The 19509-nt window shown below is 58.5% G+C and carries 23 protein-coding genes, 2 tRNA genes and 1 pseudogene; 16 read left to right on the top strand and 10 right to left on the bottom strand.

What is annotated here, in order from left to right:
• The first annotated feature begins 69 nt into the window (after window positions 1-69).
• Window positions 70-351: a hypothetical protein gene (locus ACQKP4_RS02075; protein ID WP_427629943.1), complete on the top strand. Its 282-nt coding sequence runs from the start codon at window positions 70-72 to the stop codon at window positions 349-351.
• An 11-nt stretch (window positions 352-362) separates the two neighbouring features.
• Here ACQKP4_RS02075 and ACQKP4_RS02080 read toward each other — a convergent pair whose 3' ends face one another.
• Both ACQKP4_RS02080 and ACQKP4_RS02085 read right to left on the bottom strand, forming a co-directional pair.
• Window positions 363-593: a hypothetical protein gene (locus tag ACQKP4_RS02080; RefSeq protein WP_427629945.1), complete on the bottom strand. Its 231-nt coding sequence runs from the start codon at window positions 591-593 to the stop codon at window positions 363-365.
• A gap of 70 nt (window positions 594-663) precedes the next feature.
• Window positions 664-1020 carry a hypothetical protein gene (locus tag ACQKP4_RS02085; protein WP_427629947.1) on the bottom strand — a complete coding sequence of 119 codons (357 nt, stop codon included), beginning with the start codon at window positions 1018-1020 and terminating at the stop codon, window positions 664-666.
• A gap of 212 nt (window positions 1021-1232) precedes the next feature.
• On the opposite strand from ACQKP4_RS02085, the gene ACQKP4_RS02090 reads away from it, so the two are divergent.
• The 5 genes from ACQKP4_RS02090 (at window position 1233) to ada (ending at window position 4404) form a co-directional block, all read left to right on the top strand.
• Window positions 1233-1535 (top strand): DUF1883 domain-containing protein, encoded by a 303-nt coding sequence (locus tag ACQKP4_RS02090; protein ID WP_007946189.1) that lies wholly within the window; start codon window positions 1233-1235, stop codon window positions 1533-1535.
• A 35-nt stretch (window positions 1536-1570) separates the two neighbouring features.
• Complete coding sequence (locus tag ACQKP4_RS02095) at window positions 1571-1741, top strand: hypothetical protein (protein ID WP_427630004.1); 171 nt, start codon at window positions 1571-1573, stop codon at window positions 1739-1741.
• Between the two features lie 133 nt (window positions 1742-1874).
• Window positions 1875-2582, top strand: coding sequence for a 2OG-Fe(II) oxygenase (locus ACQKP4_RS02100; RefSeq protein WP_427629949.1), 708 nt, complete (start codon window positions 1875-1877; stop codon window positions 2580-2582).
• Window positions 2572-3252, top strand: a complete 681-nt coding sequence (gene alkB / locus ACQKP4_RS02105; protein WP_427629951.1) for a DNA oxidative demethylase AlkB — start codon at window positions 2572-2574, stop codon at window positions 3250-3252. Before ACQKP4_RS02100 ends, alkB begins: the two co-directional genes overlap by 11 nt.
• Window positions 3253-3339: 87 nt before the next feature.
• Window positions 3340-4404: a bifunctional DNA-binding transcriptional regulator/O6-methylguanine-DNA methyltransferase Ada gene (gene ada, locus ACQKP4_RS02110; RefSeq protein ID WP_427629999.1), complete on the top strand. Its 1065-nt coding sequence runs from the start codon at window positions 3340-3342 to the stop codon at window positions 4402-4404.
• Here ada and ACQKP4_RS02115 read toward each other — a convergent pair whose 3' ends face one another.
• Window positions 4405-5388: an MDR family oxidoreductase gene (locus tag ACQKP4_RS02115; protein ID WP_427629953.1), complete on the bottom strand. Its 984-nt coding sequence runs from the start codon at window positions 5386-5388 to the stop codon at window positions 4405-4407.
• Window positions 5389-5698: 310 nt separating this feature from the next.
• Between ACQKP4_RS02115 and ACQKP4_RS02120 the strand changes: the two genes are divergently transcribed.
• The 9 genes from ACQKP4_RS02120 (at window position 5699) to ACQKP4_RS02160 (ending at window position 14256) form a co-directional block, all read left to right on the top strand.
• Window positions 5699-8017, top strand: a complete 2319-nt coding sequence (locus ACQKP4_RS02120) for an autotransporter (RefSeq protein WP_427629955.1) — start codon at window positions 5699-5701, stop codon at window positions 8015-8017.
• Between the two features lie 112 nt (window positions 8018-8129).
• Window positions 8130-9194: an NAD(P)H-dependent flavin oxidoreductase gene (locus tag ACQKP4_RS02125; RefSeq protein ID WP_427629957.1), complete on the top strand. Its 1065-nt coding sequence runs from the start codon at window positions 8130-8132 to the stop codon at window positions 9192-9194.
• Window positions 9195-9350: 156 nt separating this feature from the next.
• Window positions 9351-10118, top strand: a complete 768-nt coding sequence (modA, locus tag ACQKP4_RS02130) for a molybdate ABC transporter substrate-binding protein (protein ID WP_427629959.1) — start codon at window positions 9351-9353, stop codon at window positions 10116-10118.
• Window positions 10119-10799: a molybdate ABC transporter permease subunit gene (gene modB / locus ACQKP4_RS02135; RefSeq protein WP_427629961.1), complete on the top strand. Its 681-nt coding sequence runs from the start codon at window positions 10119-10121 to the stop codon at window positions 10797-10799.
• Between the two features lie 3 nt (window positions 10800-10802).
• A complete protein-coding gene (modC, locus tag ACQKP4_RS02140; protein ID WP_427629963.1) occupies window positions 10803-11882 on the top strand; it encodes a molybdenum ABC transporter ATP-binding protein in 1080 nt (359 codons plus the stop codon).
• A gap of 76 nt (window positions 11883-11958) precedes the next feature.
• A complete protein-coding gene (locus tag ACQKP4_RS02145) occupies window positions 11959-13008 on the top strand; it encodes a DNA topoisomerase IB (protein WP_427629965.1) in 1050 nt (349 codons plus the stop codon).
• A gap of 96 nt (window positions 13009-13104) precedes the next feature.
• Complete coding sequence (locus tag ACQKP4_RS02150) at window positions 13105-13326, top strand: hypothetical protein (protein ID WP_427629967.1); 222 nt, start codon at window positions 13105-13107, stop codon at window positions 13324-13326.
• Window positions 13327-13440: 114 nt separating this feature from the next.
• On the top strand, window positions 13441-13671 hold the full coding sequence (locus ACQKP4_RS02155) for a hypothetical protein (RefSeq protein ID WP_427629969.1): 231 nt from the start codon (window positions 13441-13443) through the stop codon (window positions 13669-13671).
• 300 nt (window positions 13672-13971) lie between these two features.
• Entirely contained in the window at window positions 13972-14256 is a 285-nt protein-coding gene (locus ACQKP4_RS02160; protein WP_427629971.1) for a hypothetical protein, read from the top strand.
• Here the strand turns inward: ACQKP4_RS02160 and ACQKP4_RS02165 are convergent.
• Window positions 14253-14969: a TetR family transcriptional regulator gene (locus tag ACQKP4_RS02165; RefSeq protein WP_427629973.1), complete on the bottom strand. Its 717-nt coding sequence runs from the start codon at window positions 14967-14969 to the stop codon at window positions 14253-14255. The genes ACQKP4_RS02160 and ACQKP4_RS02165 overlap by 4 nt on opposite strands.
• A 180-nt stretch (window positions 14970-15149) precedes the next feature.
• On the opposite strand from ACQKP4_RS02165, the gene ACQKP4_RS02170 reads away from it, so the two are divergent.
• Complete coding sequence (locus tag ACQKP4_RS02170; RefSeq protein ID WP_427629974.1) at window positions 15150-15986, top strand: NAD(P)H-binding protein; 837 nt, start codon at window positions 15150-15152, stop codon at window positions 15984-15986.
• Window positions 15987-16371: 385 nt separating this feature from the next.
• Here ACQKP4_RS02170 and ACQKP4_RS02175 read toward each other — a convergent pair.
• From ACQKP4_RS02175 to ACQKP4_RS02200, 6 genes and pseudogenes are all read right to left on the bottom strand, one after another.
• Window positions 16372-16458 (bottom strand) — tRNA-Leu (locus ACQKP4_RS02175).
• A 162-nt stretch (window positions 16459-16620) separates the two neighbouring features.
• Window positions 16621-16694: transfer RNA gene (locus ACQKP4_RS02180), tRNA-Cys, on the bottom strand.
• A 365-nt stretch (window positions 16695-17059) separates the two neighbouring features.
• The gene (locus tag ACQKP4_RS02185; protein WP_427629976.1) at window positions 17060-17521 is read right to left on the bottom strand and encodes a DUF6790 family protein; all 462 of its coding nucleotides are present in this window, start codon (window positions 17519-17521) and stop codon (window positions 17060-17062) included.
• 141 nt (window positions 17522-17662) lie between these two features.
• A pseudogene (locus ACQKP4_RS02190) lies at window positions 17663-17754 on the bottom strand (methyl-accepting chemotaxis protein); the annotation flags it as partial.
• A gap of 10 nt (window positions 17755-17764) precedes the next feature.
• Window positions 17765-18838 carry a c-type cytochrome gene (locus tag ACQKP4_RS02195; protein WP_427629978.1) on the bottom strand — a complete coding sequence of 358 codons (1074 nt, stop codon included), beginning with the start codon at window positions 18836-18838 and terminating at the stop codon, window positions 17765-17767.
• Between the two features lie 13 nt (window positions 18839-18851).
• Window positions 18852-19445, bottom strand: a complete 594-nt coding sequence (locus ACQKP4_RS02200; protein WP_427629980.1) for a c-type cytochrome — start codon at window positions 19443-19445, stop codon at window positions 18852-18854.
• Between the last annotated feature and the right edge of the window lie 64 nt (window positions 19446-19509).

The following is a 19509-nucleotide window of genomic DNA, read 5'->3' on the forward strand; positions in this document are numbered from 1 at the left end:
ATTCGCTATAACCTTTTGAAGCCGGTGCTGTCACAGGCTTAGCCCCATCATTCTGACGACGACCACACCATGAATAGATTTTTGCCGTTATTAGCAGTCCTGGCCCTGAACGGCTGCGCCACTTCGGAAACCACTTACCTCAACAACGGCGAGCAAGGCTTGACCATCGACTGCTCCGGGGAAGCGAACTCCTGGGCAACCTGCTATGAAAAAGCCGATGCGTCGTGCGCGGGCACCGGTTACCGGATCGTCGGCACTGACGGCACGCCGCAATCCAAGGAAAGCGACAAGACCCTGGGCGTCGATGTCGGAAACTTCAAGACGCGCAGCGTCGTGGTGGTCTGCAAGTAAGGCGCTCTGCCCTACATGTGAATTTCGGCGAATTTGATCCCCAGGCCCCGCACGGTTTCGACCAGTTCATCGAGGTGACCGAAAGATTCGACTTCATCGTTATCGTCCACCAGGAAATAACTGCGCCCGGCGCTCTTCTTGAAAAATACGATCCATTCGCCTGGGCTCGCCGGATTCTGAATCACATGGGTGGCAGAGATCTGACCCTCTACATGACGTTGCCGTACCTGCTCTCGCTTCATGCTCACTCCAGAAATGACAATGCCGTCAAAGCGCTGCTTCGACGGCATTGATGGGTTGGCCGGCAGTTTATCAGCCGGAAATGCAGGCGTTGGCAGCTTTCTGTACGTCCTTTGGCCGCACCGGCACATTGGACATGCGCTCATGCAGCTTGATGCTGCTGCCACCGGAGCGGTCTTCGATGTCGAACACGGCGGCGGGCGCTGACGAGAACTTCGCTGGAACAATCACCCGCATTCCGTCTTTGTGCGGTTCCAACTGCAACGCGCCACGGCTGTCGGCCAGTTTTTCGACCAGGCATTGCGCATACTCATGGGGTTTCTTGCCTGAAATTACGTTCATGGTCGGCAGGGTCTCATTGATTTCAGACACATTCGCACAACCACTGACCGCCAATACCAACGGCAACACCCACACACCCCACTTCATACAAAACCTCCGATAAAGACCCTCCGACAGCGTAAAGGCTGTTTTTCTCCGAGGCTCGATGCTTTTATCGCTCATAGAATTCCGATTAACTGTTTTTAATTGTCAAACCGGGCCCCGAGGACCGGATAATAACCTGTTCGGGCTGATAAACTGCGCCAATCGCCCATGCTATCGTTTTGATTTTGTAGAAAAAGCCCTTCTGGAGGCGCCTCATGAAATTTATCCACCAGCGCGAGCACCTCAATGAAGACGACATCGTCGTCATCCAGTGCTCGCAAACGTGCAACATTCGCTTGATGAACGACGCCAACTTCCGCAGCTTCAAAAATGGCGGCCGCCACACCTACCACGGCGGAGCCTTCGATACATTCCCCGCCCGCATTACTGCGCCGAGCACCGGTTTCTGGAACATCACCATCGACACGGTCAACCGCCGGCCGATCAGCGTGACCCGCAAACCGACACTGACTCACTCGATCAAGATCATTCGCCGCTCCAGCACGAAACTGAGCTGAGTAGCGTCAACACACGAACACAGGCAGGTATGACCGTGGCCCAGACGACCAAGTACGTCATCAAGTACAAACTCAACGGCGAACGCCGCTTCGAATTTGCCCAACTCGAACAAGGCACTGAAGAAGAAGCCAAAGCGGCGCTGGATGCCATTCACGGTTCGAGTGAAGACGTCATCAGCGACATCGCCGTCAGCAAAGCGCTGTAACCCGATCCGTCCCCCCGGAGCGACAGGACGTCCTGCTCCACACGCGATTGAATTCAACCGCAAGCGCCGGGGTGTTCGCACCGCGCCCTGAACCCAGACTGTCACCTTGAACCGTTGGTCAGGGAGTCAGAACATGCCGCACGAATACACGCTCGACACGCTTGACTGGGCAGCTGTGGAACAACAGCTTGATCAACAAGGCTGCGCAATCATTCCGTCGCTGCTGAGTGTTCAGGCGTGCGCACAAGTCAGCGCCCTCTATACACACACTGAGCCGTTTCGCTCTAAGGTCATGATGGCTCGCCACGGTTTTGGTCGCGGTGAATACAAGTACTTCCGCTATCCGCTGCCAGACAGGGTCGCCACGTTGCGCAGCGAGTTCTATCCGCGGCTGGTGCCCATCGCCAACCGCTGGCATGCAGCCATGGGCATGCCGCAGCAGTTTCCGGCATCGCATCAAGCGTTTCTCGAACGCTGCCATGCCGCCGGTCAGGAACGACCCACCCCGTTGTTGCTGCAATATGGGCCGCAGGACTACAACTGTTTGCATCAGGATGTGTACGGCGAACACGTGTTCCCACTGCAATTGGCGATTCTTCTGTCAGAACCGGGCGAGGAATTTACCGGTGGCGAGTTTGTGCTGACCGAGCAGCGTCCACGGATGCAGTCGCGCCCTCAGGTGATCAGCCTCAATAAAGGCGATGGACTGATCTTTGCCGTCAACCAGCGTCCGGTCAAAGGCGTTCGCGGCTATTACCGGGTGACAATGCGCCACGGCGTCAGTCGCCTGCACAGCGGACAACGGCATACCCTTGGAATCATCTTTCACGATGCGTTATGACCCAATGACCCCGAGCACCCTCGACTTGTTTGGCAACACCGAACCCGAACAGCCGCCAAAACGCGAACAGATCGGTGAACAGTCCTACGTGCTGAGAGGCTTTGCCCTGCCGTCGCTCGACCGTTTGTTGCCGGCGCTCGAAGACGTGCTGGTGGCGGCGCCATTTCGGCAGATGGTCACCCCGGGCGGCTTTACCATGTCGGTCGCACTGAGCAGTTGCGGCACACTGGGCTGGACCACCGACCGCAGCGGTTATCGCTACACCCGCGCCGATCCACAAACCGGCCAACCCTGGCCCGACATGCCCGACGTGTTTCTCGAACTGGCACACGCGGCGGCTGAGGCCGCGGAATTTAACGACTTCATGCCCGATTCCTGCCTGATCAACCGCTATGTCCCTGGGGCGAAGATGTCGTTGCATCAGGATAAAAACGAAGGTTCCTACGCAGCACCGATCGTTTCGGTTTCGCTTGGATTGCCCGCAATGTTCTTGTTTGGAGGATTTGCCCGCAGTGATAAAAGCCAGCGCGTGCCACTGTTTCATGGCGACATCGTGGTCTGGGGCGGCGTGGATCGCTTGCGGTTTCACGGCGTCTTGCCGATCAAGGAAGGGCTGCATCCACAACTGGGCGAGCAGCGAATCAACTTCACATTTCGGGTTGCCGGCTGACGCGTTCGAATTCAACCGCAAGACCCGGAGTGCCGCGTTTGCAGCGCCTGATTAATCTGAATGAAACTGGTCAACGGACAGAACGCCATGACACGCCATTCGCTGAAAACTGCTACCGAAAATGATCCGCGCTGGGCCGCAGTGGTCGCACGTGATCCGCGCGCCGACGGGCAATTTGTCTACGCGGTGAAGACTACCGGCGTCTATTGCCGCCCGAGCAGCCTGGCACGGTTGCCGAATCCGCAAAACGTCGAGTTTTTTGATACCGCCGAGCAGGCCCAGGCTGCGGGTTATCGTCCAAGCAAACGGTCGACAAAAGATCAGAGCGATGGCGCCGCGCAACACGCCGCCACTGTAGCCGCCGCGTGCCGACAAATCGAAGCCGCCGAGGATTTGCCTGCGCTGAGCGAGTTGGCGAACGCGGCCGGATTGAGCAGCTTCCATTTCCATCGGGTGTTCAAAGCGGTCACTGGCCTGACACCCAAAGGCTACGCCACTGCCCACCGTTCTCGCCGGGTTCGCGAGCGGCTGGCAGAAGGCAACTCGGTCACCGATGCGTTGTACGACGCCGGCTTCAACTCCAACAGCCGTTTCTATGAGGCGGCGGATCAGTTGCTGGGGATGAAACCCGGTGAGTACCGCGCCGCGGGGAAAAATAACGACATCCGCTTTGCCGTCGGCCAGTGTTCGCTGGGGGCGATTCTGGTGGCGCAGAGTGAGCGCGGCGTTTGCGCGATTCTGCTAGGCGATGACCCGCACCAATTGGTTTGCGATCTGCAGGACAAGTTTCGCCGCGCCAACCTGATCGGTGCCGATCACGGGTTCGAGCAATTGATCGCCAAAGTGGTCGGATTCATTGAGTCGCCAGCCATTGGCCTGGATTTGCCACTGGACGTGCGCGGCACAGCCTTTCAGGAGCGCGTCTGGCAGGCGCTGCGGGAGATTCCGGTCGGCAGCACCGCCAGTTATGCCGAGATCGCTCAGCGCATCGGCGCGCCCAAATCGATGCGCGCCGTAGCTCAAGCGTGCGGCGCGAACAACATCGCGGTGGCGATTCCATGCCACCGCGTGGTGCGCAGCGACGGCAACCTGTCAGGCTATCGCTGGGGTGTCGAGCGCAAGCGTCAATTGCTGGAACGCGAAACCGTCTGATCAGCGATTAACATCGACCACCACCCGCCCACGCAATTGCCCGGCAAGCAGGCGTGGCGCGGCGTCGATTGCTTCGCTCAAACCGATTTCATGGCTGATCAGAGGTAGCAAGGCGAAATCCAGGTCCTTCGCCAGACGATCCCATGCCTGTACCCGCTTGGCTTTCGGTTGGGTCACGCTGTTGATCCCGGCCAATGTCACCCCGCGCAAAATGAACGGCGCGACGGAGGCCGGGAACTCCATGCCTTGCGCCAGGCCACACGCGGCGACCGTGCCGTTGGCCTTGGTGGCCGCACAGGCGTTGGCCAGGGTGTGACTGCCGACCGAATCAATCACCGCCGCCCAACGTTCTTTCGCCAAAGGTTTGCCCGGTTCGGACAGTGTTGCGCGGTCGATGATTTCACTGGCGCCCAGCTGTTTAAGGTACTCGTGCTCGGAGGTACGGCCCGTCGACGCCACCACCCGATAACCGAGTTTGCTCAGCAACGCGATGGCGAAACTGCCGACGCCGCCGTTGGCTCCGGTCACCAGAACGTCGCCCTGCTCCGGCGTCACACCGTTATGTTCCAGCGCCAGGATGCACAACATTGCCGTGTAACCCGCCGTGCCGATGGCCATGGACTGCGCAGCGGTAAAGGCTTTTGGCAAGGGAATCAGCCAGTCACCGCTAAGCCGGGCTTTCTGCGCCAGTCCGCCCCAATGCCCCTCACCCACGCCCCAGCCGTTGAGTAGCACCCGGTCACCGACCTGGTAGTCCGGATGAGTGCTGGCCTCGACGGTACCGGCCAGATCGATGCCGGGCACCATCGGGAATTTGCGCACCACCGGGCTGCTGCCGGTAATCGCCAGGCCGTCCTTGAAGTTCAACGTGCTGTACGCCACGCGCACCGTGACATCGCCTTCGGGCAGTTGATCGTCATTGATCGTTTGCAGGCTGGCCCGGTAACCGCTGTCGTCTTTGTCGATCAAAATGCCCTTGAACATCGCTGCCTCTCAATGAATCAATCAGGTGGGTTGTGCGGATGAAATAGCATAAAGAAATATTTTGCCGTACTCGACTTTAAGCCAATCCGTAAAAGCACCGAGCGTTTCCATGAGCCGCGACTATGCTTTTTTTCGCAGCAACGAAATACCTGAAACCGCCCTATCAACGGAGCTGACAATGTCTCACCCCTGCTTGCGCCCCTTGTTGCTGATGCTCTGCCTATTGGTTTTCACTGGGGTTCAGGCCGCGCCGGCAAATCCGTCGACAGCGCCCGCGAGTCAAGCACCAGCGAGCCCGACCTGGCCACAGGTGCTAACCGCTGGTGATACCAAACTGACGATTTATCAGCCCCAACTGGATAGCTGGGATGGCTACACCTTGCTGGCCCGAGCAGCCGTCGAGGCCACCGGTGCCGACGGAAAATCCACCTATGGCATCGTGCAGTTCAGCGCACACACCCTGGTCGATAAAGCCACGCGCTGGGTCGCGCTTGATCAATACAAAATCATCAAGGCCGATTTCCCCTCCAGCGCGTCACAAGGTGACGCATGGGTTGCTGCGTTGCAAAAGGATGCGACGAATCGCAGGAAAACCATTTCCCTGGATCAACTGGAAGCTGCTGTCGGCGTGCTCGCGGCCGAGCAACAGTCCAGCGGCGAACCTATTGAAAACACCCCACCGAACATCCTCACGTCCGAGGTGCCGGCGATCCTGGTGTACATCGATGGCGAGCCGGCTTATCGGCCGGTAGACGGTACGCCGCTGGAGCGGGTCATCAATACCCGTCCGCTGCTACTGAAAGATGCCCAAGGCAAACACTACCTGCACGTGTTCGATGGCTGGATGGTCGCGGATGCGCTCACCGGCCGATACGAACCGCTGCCGTCGCCGACGGGGGATCTGGAAAAGGCCCGGAAAGCGGCAGTCCAGAGCCGTCAGGTGGACTTGCTGACCGGACAGGGCGATGCAAAGGACAAGATTCCTACCTTGGCCAAACCGCCGATCCCGCAGATTTTTATCGCCACCTCGCCCACCGAGTTGATCGTCACGGATGGCGCGCCGCAATGGCAGCCGATCCAGGGCACTCAACTGCTGTATGTGACGAACACCACCGGGCATATCTTCAAGGAAATCGGTGACCAGGACAGCTACGTGCTGATCTCTGGACGCTGGTTCAAGGCCAGTGACATGCAAGGCCCATGGACATTCGCCCCGGCAGATAAATTGCCGGCCGACTTCGCCAATATCCCCGATAACAGTCCCAAAGAAAACGTCAAAGCCTCGGTGGCCGGCACCTCGCAAGCGAAGGAAGCGGCGATTGCGGCAACGATCCCACAGACGTCGGCGATCAAGAAAAGCGCCGTAAAAATGACCGCACCGCCATTCGACGGCCAGCCGCAACTCAAAGCAATTGCCGGCACGCCGCTGCAATACGTGGTGAACACGCCGATGCCAATCATCAGAGTCGACGCCAACAGCTGGTACGCGGTGGAAAACGGCATCTGGTTTGTCGCCACCTCGGTTCAAGGGCCATGGTCGGTCGCCGCTTCCGTACCGGCGGTAATCTACTCGATCCCGCCAAGCTCACCGATGCACTACATCACTTACGTAAAAGTCTATGAAACCAGTGGCGACACCGTGGTTGTGGGTTACACGCCGGGCTATCAGGGCTCGACGCTGGATCCGGCCAGCGGTGTGGTGGTCTATGGCACCGGTTATCCGTACACGCCCTGGGTTGGCAGCGCCTGGTACGGACCGCCGGTGACTTACGGTTCAGGCGTCGCTATCCGCTACACACCATGGACCGGCTGGACCTTTGGTTTCGGTTTCGGCTGGAGTTGGGGTGGCAGCACCGTCGCCATGGGCTGGGGCTGGGGCGCTTATCCATGGTGGGGCAATTACGGCTGGGGTTACGCGTGGGGCCCACGCCTGTATCCGGCGCCAATGCCTTGGGGTGGCGGCGCTTACGGCTATCACGGCGGTGCGGTGGCTTGGGGACCTGGCGGTTGGGCGGGCACCACCGGCAATATCTACCGGCAATGGGGTGACCGAGCGTCGGTCAGCCGTTACGGCGCCGGTTACAACGCCTGGACCGGTAACCGCTGGGCCGGTCAGGTGGGTGCCTCTTACAACTCGCGCACGGGCGTCGCGGCGGCCGGCCAACGGGGCGCGGTACATAACGTCTACACCGGCAACTATGCGGCAGGTCGAAGTGGCGCGGCGGTCGGCCCGAACGGCGGCGCTGTAGCCGGTCAACGCGTGACGGCAGGCAACACGCGTACCGGCGCACAAGTCAGCGCAGGTCGCGGCGCGGTCTACAACCCGAACACCGGCAACACCACGCAAGTGAGCGGTGTGCGCGGGCGCAACAGCAGCGCCGCCCGAGTGGGCGACAACGTCTACGCCGGGCATGACGGCAACGTGTACAAGAAGACCGATGATGGCTGGCAATCGATGGTCAAGGGTGGCCAAACCAGGGTCAACCCAGCGAACACCGCGCAAGTGCAGAACCTCAATCGCGAGTCCGCTGCGCGCTCGTTCGGCAATGAACGAATGAGCAACTATCACAACTCGTCTCAATACATGAATCGCTCTTTCGGCGGAGGCGGTGGCCTGAACCGACGTTGATATCAGGGATCGAGGAAGTGAGGAGCAAAGTCGACTGGCCCCAGGACAGTCATTGCGGTAAAAAACCGGTTCTACCGTCCCCGCCCTGTTTCGACGTCGGAGCATCATTCACATGAGCCAATGGCCAGACACCCGCATTCTTGACCTGCTCGGCATCGATTTGCCCATCATCCAGGCGCCCATGGCCGGCGCTACACATTCAGCGATGGTGATTGCCGCGAGCAACGCCGGCGGGCTGGGCTCGATGCCCGCCGCGATGTTGAGCATCGAGCAACTTCGCGAAGAGTTGAAGACGATCCGCCAGCACAGCCAGCGCCCGTTCAACATCAATTATTTCTGCCATCAACCGCCCGCCGCCGATGAACAACGCGCCCGGGCCTGGGAAAACCTGCTGGAACCTTACTACCGGGAACTGAGTATCGATTTTGATGCGCCGACGCCGGTGTCAAATCGCGCGCCGTTTGATGCCGCCGCGTGCGAAGTGGTTGAGGAGTTTCGCCCTGAAGTTGTGAGTTTTCACTTTGGCCTGCCGGAAAAGACCTTGCTGGACCGGGTGAAAGCCACCGGTGCGAAAATCCTCTCTTCGGCGACCACCGTCGAAGAAGCCGTCTGGCTCGAACAGCACGGTTGCGACGCAATCATCGCCATGGGCTACGAGGCGGGTGGCCATCGCGGGATGTTTCTCAGCGATGACTTGAGTAGCCAGGTGGGCCTGTTTGCGTTGGTCCCGCAGATTGTCGATGCGGTGAAAGTACCGGTGATTGCGGCGGGCGGAATCAGCGATGCGCGAGGCGTCGCGGCGGCGTTCCTGCTGGGCGCGTCGGCGGTTCAAGTGGGCACGGCCTACTTGTTTACCTCCGAGGCCAAGGTCAGCGCGTCTCACCACAAAGCTTTGCGTACCGCCAAGGAAAGCGAGACCGCCATCACCAATATTTTCACCGGGCGCCCGGCGCGAGGAATTCTCAATCGGGTGATGCGCGAGCTCGGCCCCATGAGCGATAAAGCACCGGCATTCCCCCTGGCGGGCGGGGCGTTGATGCCGCTGCGGGGCAAGTCTGAAGCTGAATTCAGCAACCTCTGGGCCGGGCAAGCGTTTCCGCTGGGGGTTGAAATGACCACCGCAGAGTTGACTCGGCGCCTGGCCGAGGATGGGCTGGCGAAACTGATCCGCCGGTAACACTGATTCAGCTGGACACCGGCACAACCTGTGGCTGCCGGTTGCTTGACGTCGCCATCCGACATTCAGCACATTCCGTTTGCAGGCATTTCGCTATATATTCCGCTATATAGCGTTTTACCCCTCGTTGTTTTCGCCTGAACACGGAGCCGTTTCATGACCATTCGCGCCTCACGTTTTGCCCCTACCTGCCTCGCCAGCCTTCTCGCTGTGTTTGCTTTCGGGTCCGCTCAGGCGGACGAAGTCCAGGTGGCCGTTGCCGCCAACTTCACCGCACCGATTCAGGCGATTGCCGCCGATTTCGAAAAAGACACCGGGCATAAGCTGGTCGCCGCCTACGGGGCAACCGGCCAGTTCTACACCCAGATCAAGAACGGCGCACCGTTCGAAGTGTTCCTCTCCGCCGACGACAGCACCCCGCAAAAACTCGAAACCGAAGGCGACACCGTCAAAGGCTCGCGCTTCACCTACGCCATCGGCACCTTGGCGCTGTGGTCGGCCAAGGAAGGGTACGTCGACGCCAAAGGCGAAGTGCTGAAAAAGAACGAATATCAGCACCTCGCCATCGCCAACCCGAAAGCCGCACCTTATGGCCTCGCCGCGACTCAGGTGCTGGCCAAGCTCGGCTTGACCGACAAAGTCAAAAGCAAAATCGTAGAAGGCCAGAACATTACTCAGGCCTACCAGTTCGTCTCGACCGGCAACGCTGAAATCGGTTTTGTAGCCTTGTCGCAGATCTACAAAGACGGCAAAGTCACCGGCGGTTCGGCGTGGATCGTACCTGCAAGCATGCACGACCCGATCAAACAGGACGCGGTGATCCTCAACAAAGGCAAAGACAACCCGGCCGCCAAGGCGCTGGTTGAATACCTCAAAGGTCCGAAAGCCGCTGCCGTCATCAAATCCTACGGTTACCAACTCTAAATGACGCTGACGAGTGCCGACTTTGCAGCCATCTGGCTGACCCTCAAACTGGCGTCTCTGACGACGCTCATTCTGCTGGTCATTGGCACTCCGATTGCGTTATGGCTATCGCGCACCCGTTCCTGGTTGCGCGGCCCGGTCGGGGCGATCGTCGCCCTGCCCCTCGTGCTGCCGCCCACGGTGATCGGGTTTTATCTGCTGCTGGCGCTCGGCCCTCACGGGTTTGTCGGCCAGTTCACCCAATCACTGGGGCTCGGCACCCTGACATTCAGTTTTGCAGGGTTGGTGATCGGCTCGGTGCTGTACTCGATGCCGTTTGTGGTTCAACCGCTGCAAAATGCGTTTTCCGCCATTGGCACTCGTCCGCTGGAAGTGGCCGCGACCTTGCGCGCCAATCCCTGGGACACGTTTTTCAGCGTGATCCTGCCGCTGGCCCGGCCTGGATTCATCACGGCAGCCATTCTGGGGTTTGCCCATACCGTCGGTGAGTTCGGCGTGGTGCTGATGATCGGCGGCAATATTCCCGACAAGACCCGTGTGGTCTCGGTGCAGATATACGATCACGTCGAAGCGATGGAATACGCCCAGGCCCATTGGCTGGCCGGGGCAATGCTGGTGTTCTCCTTTGCGGTATTGCTGGCGCTCTACTCCAGCCGTAAAACCAAAGCGGGCTGGAGCTGACAGATGATTCAAACGCGGCTGAAATTGAGTTATCCGGGATTTTCCCTCGACGTCGATCTGCAATTACCCGGTCGTGGCGTGACCGCGCTCTATGGGCATTCCGGTTCCGGCAAGACCACCTGCCTTCGTTGCATCGCTGGGCTGGAAAAGGCTGAACAGGGTTTTATCCAGATCAACGATGAAGTCTGGCAGGACAGCGAAAAACGGCTATTCGTACCACCGCACAAACGCGCCATTGGTTATGTATTCCAGGAAGCCAGCCTGTTTCCTCACCTGTCAGTACTGGCCAATCTCGAGTTCGGCCTCAAACGCATTCCTAAACAGCAGCGCCGCGTCGACATGGCCCATGCCACCGCATTGTTGGGCATCGGCCACTTGCTCGACCGGCATCCACAGCATCTTTCCGGCGGCGAACGCCAGCGCATCGGGATCGCACGCGCGCTACTCACCAGCCCGAAAATGTTGCTGATGGATGAACCGCTGGCCGCGCTGGACAGCCAGCGTAAAAACGAAATCCTGCCGTACCTGCAACGGCTGCACGACCAACTCGATATCCCGGTGCTGTACGTCAGCCACTCCCAGGATGAAGTCGCGCGACTGGCTGACCATATCGTCCTGCTCAGCGACGGCAAGGCACTGGCCAGCGGCCCGATTGGCGAAACCCTGGCCCGTCTGGATTTGCCGCTGGCAATGGGCGACGACGCTGGCGTGGTCATCGAGGGGCACGTCAGTAGCTATGACGCGCACTATCAGTTGCTGACGTTGCAACTGCCCAATACCGACCTGAGCATTCGCGTGACGCACGCACCGATGAGCAACGGCCAGGCATTGCGTTGCAAGGTTCAAGCGCGGGATGTGAGCCTGAGCCTGCAAGGTGTCGAGCAAAGCAGCATTCTCAATCGACTGCCGGTCACGGTGATCAGTGAAGCCGCCGCCGACAACGCCGCCCATGTCCTGGTCCGCTTGGATGCTGGCGGCACGCCGCTGCTGGCCAGGATCACGCGCTATTCCCGGGACCAGTTGGGCGTACAGCCGGGGCAACAACTCTGGGCGCAAATCAAGGCAGTGGCGGTCCTCGCTTGAATCCGCTGGCACGACTGCAACGGCACGCGGTCAATGCCTGTAACGACCCTGGATTCGTTGCCAAGGATTACTCGCCATGCCTGATAACGCGCTGCTGGATGTGCTGCCCCCCGACCTGCATTACGTCGATGACACGCAACCGGGAATAACCCGCAAGCTGTTGCGCGGCAAGTTCAGCTATTTCGATCCGACAGGTCAGCGCATCACCGACGCCGACCACATCAAACGCCTGAACAGCCTCGCAGTGCCGCCGGCCTACACCGATGTGTGGATCTGCGCCGACCCGCGTGGTCATTTGCAAGCCACCGGCATTGACGCTCGCGGACGTAAACAGTACCGCTATCACGCGCGGTGGCGCGAAGTGCGCGATGCCGACAAGTACGCCCGCCTGCGGGACTTCGGCCTCGCGCTGCCGAAACTGCGCAAACAATTGGAGGCCTTATTGGCCGCACCGGGGTTCAGCCGCGACAAGGTCATGGCCACGGTGATTACCTTGCTCGATGCAACGCTGATTCGGGTCGGCAACACCCAGTACGCTCGGGACAACCATTCCTATGGCTTGACCACGTTGCGCAACCGGCATGTCGAGGTCAACGGCAGCGCGATTCAGTTCCAGTTTCGCGGCAAAAGCGGCGTCGAGCATCAGATCACCGTCAAGGATCGGCGCCTGGCGCGGGTGGTCAAACGCTGCATGGAGATTCCCGGACAAAATCTGTTTCAGTACCTGGACGAAGACGGCGAGCGGCACACCGTCAGTTCTTCCGACGTTAACACCTACCTGCAAACCCTGACCGGCGCCGATTTCACGGCCAAGGACTATCGCACCTGGGCCGGAAGCGCACTGGCGCTAGCGGTATTGCGCGAATTGCAGTGGCAGCCTGAATCAGACGCGAAACGCCACATTGTCGAAACGGTCAAGAACGTTGCGCGGCAGTTGGGTAACACGCCCGCGGTGTGCCGCAAGTGCTACATCCATCCGGCGGTGGTTGACGGCTTCATGCTGGGCTCACTGGCGGATTTGCCAAAAGCACGGGTGCGCAAAGGGCTGCGGGCCGAAGAAGTTGCACTGTCGATGTTCCTTGAACAACTCGCAGAGACCACGGGCAATCAAGCGGCAGCCACTTGATCGACCACTCAACCGACGAATCGGCCTGCCTATTTTTTGCACGATCGCGAATGGCTTCTATAGTTGATCTGAACACGAATCAGCTGCGGTGACGCCATGGAAGACATTTTCGTCGTGAAGCGGTGCAACAAGATCATCATCCACGGCCGCCGAGCCGGGGAGTCCGGCCATGCACCACCCGAAGCCGCCATCTGGTATCGCATTACCGATACCCGCACTCAGGGCTTCATCGGTGACGGTTTCGATCTTGAAGAAGATGCCCTTCGAGAATGTCGGCAGCTCAACGCCCGATCCCAGGTAGCGGTCCGCCAAGGCTGAATAGCGGGTCTATACTCAAAAATGCTGACGGATCAGCGACCCATCGGTAGAAAGCTCGCACCCTGCGGGCTTTTTGCTGCCCCTTGCAAGGTTTCTTCAACGGAGGTGTTTGCCATGTCCGAAAAAGAGTCCATCACCACCCTGCTTACGCTGCTTGACTCGCGCCAGGCTCGCCTGGCCGCCGCATGCAAAGAGATCGCCGATTGGGTTGATCATCAAGGAGGGCATCCGACAGCCCTCAGAATTCGTGATCGTCTGAACGATATCGAAAAAGATGCGCCACTCATTCGTAACACCTTGTCTTCGCTAAAACCTGCCGACCGGCCACTGCCACGGTTCAGATGATTCGACCTTTGCGCAGCAACCCGGCCTGATTCAGGGCGCATCAACGGCGACATGATTGTCACCGAGTGCGTCCTTGCCTGACATTTACTTAATGTGGCGCCCTACTCCTGCCCTGCACTGATGGTTTTTTTGCGTGTTCTTTTCACACCGCATTCACATCTCACGTCTTACAGTGGGTTCACTCCTTTGATGAATCCCCTGACCCGCCCGCATGCGGGTCTTTTTTTGCCCGCAACTTGATGGCCGAACGTCAGCGCTTGTTGGCGGTCAAACGATCACACGTCACGAAGGAGGCGTCTGATGGTTACTCACTTCAAAGTCAGCGGGCATCTTGCCTGCGGTCACAAAGGCAATAAACTCGTTTCCACCACCGAGCTGGCTCGGGTCAAATGCAGAAGCTGTCGAAACACCGATGCATTCAAGGATGCGCGAAAGGACCAGCGCAACGCATCACGTCGCGCCGCTCGCAAAACCAAACTGACCCACACCGCCAGTGATTGGCGCGCCGCCTGGGTCGAACGCCTGACGGCGATGGCCGGGCTGCAACGGTTGCCCCGTGGCTTTACCGGTCAACCATTCGTTTAGCTCACTGGTTCGGCGGCTGGATCGGACTCACCGGATTCAGCCGCCAACTGCGCGTCACCTCCCTCGCTCAATGCCGGCGACATAATCTCGCGCAACGACATGCGCTTGAACGCCTCGACCAGCCCACGACCCTCGTCCGGTGCGCAGGTGATGGCCAGTCGAATAGTTGATTCGCCCAGTTGCCAAATCAGAAATGCCGTCTCTTCAACCTGTCGCGCATCACAGCCCGGAAACACCCGCAGCATGGCATCGGCCAGCAGCCTCCCCGCCACTCGACTTTCCGCCAGCTCCAACGCCATCAGTTGCTTATCCGCCTGCATACCGGATGAAATATCGCGCATCGCCGGTGTAGCCAGCACGATCCTGTAATACAGATCGATCAGGCCAGCATAAGCGGCGTGCAAGCCTTGAGCGTCCTCAACCCCACTGAGCGCTTCTTCGATACAGCGACGGCTTTCAGCGCTGTAGCGTTCGGCAAGCGTGCGGATCACGGAGCTCTTGTCGGGGAAATATTGGTAGAGCGAACCGATGGATATTTCTGAACGCTCGGCGATTTCACTCATCTTGACCTGATCGCTGCCCTTGGTTGCGATCAGTTGAGTCGCCACCGCAAGAATCCGCTCCTGCCGCTCGCGACTGCGTTGTTGCGTGGGATTGCGTCGTGTCGCGTCCGACGCCGGCAGCTCTGGCCCGACTTGCGCGTTCTTTCGCATTGGCGAATGGTCCATTCAATAACATGACAAGGCCTCACCTTAGCACCGTCACTGATTGCGCCCAACAGGCGATGTCCGTACGTCGGCGAGTTCGCTTGTCGCAATTGACGGCAAAACATGAGCATCTATCATCTTTATAAACGTGAGCATCACTCACATTAACCGATGGAGATGAACGTGATGAAAGACCAACAAGAAAACATCCTGGTCCTCGGCGCAACCGGCAAGACTGGCAGCAGGATCGTCCAGCGACTCGAAGCTGCCGGCCTGCCTGTGCGCCATGGCTCACGCGGCGCCAACCCTTCGTTTGACTGGGAGGACAGGAGCACTTGGCGGGCCGTGCTCCAGGGGATCGACGCGGTTTACATTTCTTATCAGCCAGATCTCGCCGTCCCGGGCGCGTTGGAAACGATTCAGGCATTTACCGATCTAGCGGTCAAAAGAGGGGTTGGCAAACTGGTGCTGTTGTCCGGGCGCGGTGAAGTAGAAGCGGAACAGGCTGAGCGCGTCATACAGAACAGTGGTGTCGACTGGACCATTCTCCGGTCCAGCTGGTTTTGCCAGAACTTCAGCGAAGCGCACTTCCTTGAGCCGATTCTCCAGGGTGAATTGGTGCTGCCTGTCGGCGATATCGCAGAGCCCTTTGTCGATGTAGAAGATATCGCGGAGATTGCGGTCGAGGCACTGACCAAGCCAGGTCACGCAGGCCAGTTCTATGAAGTGACGGGCCCGCGGGCGCTTACCTTTGCGCAAGCCGTTGCCGAAATTGCTCACGGGACTCAACGCCCGATCGGTTTCATGGGAGTACCGCCGGCCGTCTACCGCCAGGCATTGGAGGATGAACACATTCCCGGCGAATTTATTGACCTGGTGTTGTACCTGTTCACCACCGTGCTCGATGGCCGAAACACACCCATTGCCGACGGTGTGCAGCGCGCGCTGGGCCGGCCTCCTCGGGACTTTACCGATTACGTGCGACGTACCGCGCAGACGGGAGTTTGGGCGAACGAAGGATAAGCCGAAGCCACGGCGCGCACCGGGATAAGGTCCATACTCGCTCTGTCACGGTTCAAGACCTAAAATCAGGCAGTTACTCGATCCGGTGCCATAAGCGCGAGGTGACGTCATGCTCCTGAAAACCGTACTCATCTATTGGCCGCTGCTGTCGATCGTGATGACCGCAGGCCTGTGCCGGCTCGTTCATAACGCCAAGGTGGCTGACCGGGCGCTGCAAAGCGGGGGTTAATCAGCGCATGGGGAGCCGGCCGAAGAGTTGCTGTCGAACGTTTCGAAGGCAAAAAAGTCTGGCCAACAAAGTGAATTGCGATCCAACTCAATAATTGCGGACCAGAAACAAACAAGGGCTTGCATTAGCTTTCGCTCGCAAACCCTTGATTTTAAATGGTGCCCGAAGCCGGAATCGAACCGGCACGCCCTTACGAGCGGGGGATTTTAAGTCCCATGCGTCTACCAGTTTCGCCATTCGGGCGGTAGCGCGTTGTAGCCATCTGCCTTGCTCGGCAGAGGTGGAAATATATACATCCATCCCCTGTGAAGCAAGTTCGCAATCTTCCTTTTAAAGACTAAATCTTGCTGGAAGAAGCAAATAAAAAAGCTCCGTAAATCATCGATCTACGGAGCTTGTTTATAGTGGAGGCCGAGGTCGGAATCGAACCGGCGTAGGTGGATTTGCAATCCACTGCATAACCATTTTGCTACTCGGCCACTTACATCTGGTGTCGTGTTACTCAACATCAAATGCGTACAAACCTGGATCGGGAAACGAGACTCGGTTTCGTGCTCTATCCCATTGAAAACATTGAGCTTTTTCAGTCGCCTGTGCTTTCGATGGCGTGAATTATGTACTCATTTCTTGAGGCTGGCAACCCCTTGATTTCAAAAAAAATTCTGCCGATGGTTTTCTTTACCTAGGGGAGCTACCTCCTCCCAGGCCCTCGTGCACTACCCCTCCGCCTAACCAGATTGGAGAATGACGAAGTATGCGGCTACCGCTCAAGTACGTGGCATAGCCAATTAAAGGTGCAAGCGATATTTTTTAAACACGCGTACCGCCAAGCTCTGGCCCCTTCCTAGCGCAACAACAGCAGCACGGCCGAGCTGATACCGATAACGCCGATAATCAGATCAGTGATCAGCGCCGTAGTCTCTTCGGGCGAGCGGTTGGCATTGCGAGCATGCTTGACGCCGGCGAGGCCTAGAAAGAGACCGCCAGTTAGCGCCATCGGCGTAACGAACGCTGGAAAGACAATACTCAAGGTGGAAACCAGACCGAGAGCGACATTGCCAAAACCAATTTCGCTCACAAGCTTTTCTGCGTCCGGGCTGGACATCTTGAAAATGGTTCGAGCCGTAAAACTGGGTTGCACCACCTGCTTAACACCGGCGATCAACAGGCGGATGCCTATGCCCCAGAACACGAACCACTTGGCGATCAGCCAGACGAAGTCTGGCGCCGTGGTCAATATGGACTCGATGATGACGGAAAGAACGGGGATGACCAGCATCAGCCCCCAAACCATAGCGAAATACATTCAAAACTCCTGATTTTTTGGCGCTGATAGAACATTGATCCGGGGCGGTTGCTGATCTCTTTATCGGCATCTTCGGAAAATCTATCAGCACGGCCGCTTTAAAAGCCCGACCCCAGCTGGTTCCGCGAAGCCTCGGCCTTATTCTCCTGCACGAGCGGCTTCAATCGCAGCGTTTAGCGCGAGCAGATTGGTCATTGAGAAATGGACTTGACGACCTCCAATACCCCGCCAACTGGCTGGATGTCATCGCAAGGGGGATTGCCCCGGCGGCGCCCGATATATCGCCGGCGCGCGCTCATTTCCTAACAGCACGCCATCCACCGTCTGCCCATAAAAGCATTGTTCCCCGCGATGAAACGCTGCGGCCGTACTGACAACGTTGCCGGTGAATCTTGGGTCCTGCGGGCGCACTTGACTGTTTATGTAGGCCGCGACATCCCAGGCCTGTTGTGGCGTGAGCTGGACCGCTTTGCCCAGCGGCATGTTCTCGAATATGAAGAACGCAGCGGTATTGATCCGATGCATGCCTGCCCCCCAGTTGTACGAGTCGCCCCCCCACAGCGCAGGCATGACTGGCACGCCCCCCATCAGGGTGCCCTCTCCTTTCACGCCATGACAGATTGCACAGTGCTGAACGTAAACCGGAAGTCCTCGGTCGGGAGCAGGCGGCAACGCTGCGGCGGGCATCGTTGCGAACCCTCGTCCAGGCATATTCCGACGGCCGATCGCCTCGATTTTTTGCGCTATTGGCCCTGGCAGCTTGAATGATTTGTCGTTGCCGCCCTGTTGCAGCTGCTGGTCGGTCAGTTCAGGCACTGGCGTATCGGTCATACCGGATTTATCCAGCAATCCCCCCATCAGCATCCAGTACGAATAAGCGGAAATCGCCACCACTTCCGGCGAATTCAGGGCAGGTGCCTTGCCGTTCATCGAGTAGCTGAAACAGGCTTGGACCCGCTCTGCAAACGTGTCCAGATGATTGTCTTTTGCGCGGAAGGCCGGGTAGGCGAGAAACGCCGCCCACAAGGGGGCCGAATAGGCTTTGGCACCGTTGCTCAGATGGCAATCGGTGCAATTGAGTTGATTGCCGACGTAACGACCTTTCAGTTGCTGAGTATTGACGACCAGCTCATACCCTCGGCGGACGTTGTCGCCAAAATCCCCCGCGGGAATAGTTGTCAGTTCCCGAGGTATGAAATCCATGGGGCCGGTACTTTTGTCCTGCGCCGGCACTTGCTCGCTCATGTCTGGCTCCGCTGCCATGGCCTGCAACGGAAAGGCTATCCACACCGCCAGCCACACATGCCACTTCATCATCGACCTCGGCTCCTTATCGAATGCCTGAGAGGTAGCCGGATAAAACATCGATCTCATCCGTGCTCAACTTGCGAGCGATGTTGCCCATCATGTCGTCGGGATCACCGCTTCGCTGCCGATTTTTCCAGGCCATCAGTTGCTCTTTCAAATACGCTGCCTGTTGCCCGGCCAAACGAGGGAATGGACCGGTGCCGATAGCGCTTGGGCCGTGGCAGCTGTAGCACGCCGGAAGATCACGCCCCAGGTCACCCTGGTAATAAAGTTGGCTGGCAAGCGTGGGCTCGATTTGTTCGCCACGTAAGTGCAACGTGGGCGTTGTGCCCTGCCCGGCAAAATACCCCGCGACTTGATTGCGTAATTTCACATCGCTGTAGCCTTGTGCAACAGCCGACATCACGGCATTGCTGCGCCGTCCAGCAATGAAATTCTCGATCTGGGCACTGATGTATAGCTCGGAGAGTCCAGCAAGCATCGGCCCCTGAAGCGTGCCTTCACCTTTTGCACCATGACAGGCAATGCAGACTTGAACGTCGGGCGGACTGCCCAGGGCATTTGCCTGTGCTACCAGGCTCATCCCCAAAAGCGCGATCGCTCTTGAAATCGGCATTTCGCTTCTCCAACTCACGAGCGAAGTCACTATCAACCTAGTACAAGTCGTGCAAATTGGTAGT

The sequence above is a fragment of the Pseudomonas sp. NPDC086278 genome (assembly GCF_050280905.1).
Taxonomy (GTDB): domain Bacteria; phylum Pseudomonadota; class Gammaproteobacteria; order Pseudomonadales; family Pseudomonadaceae; genus Aquipseudomonas.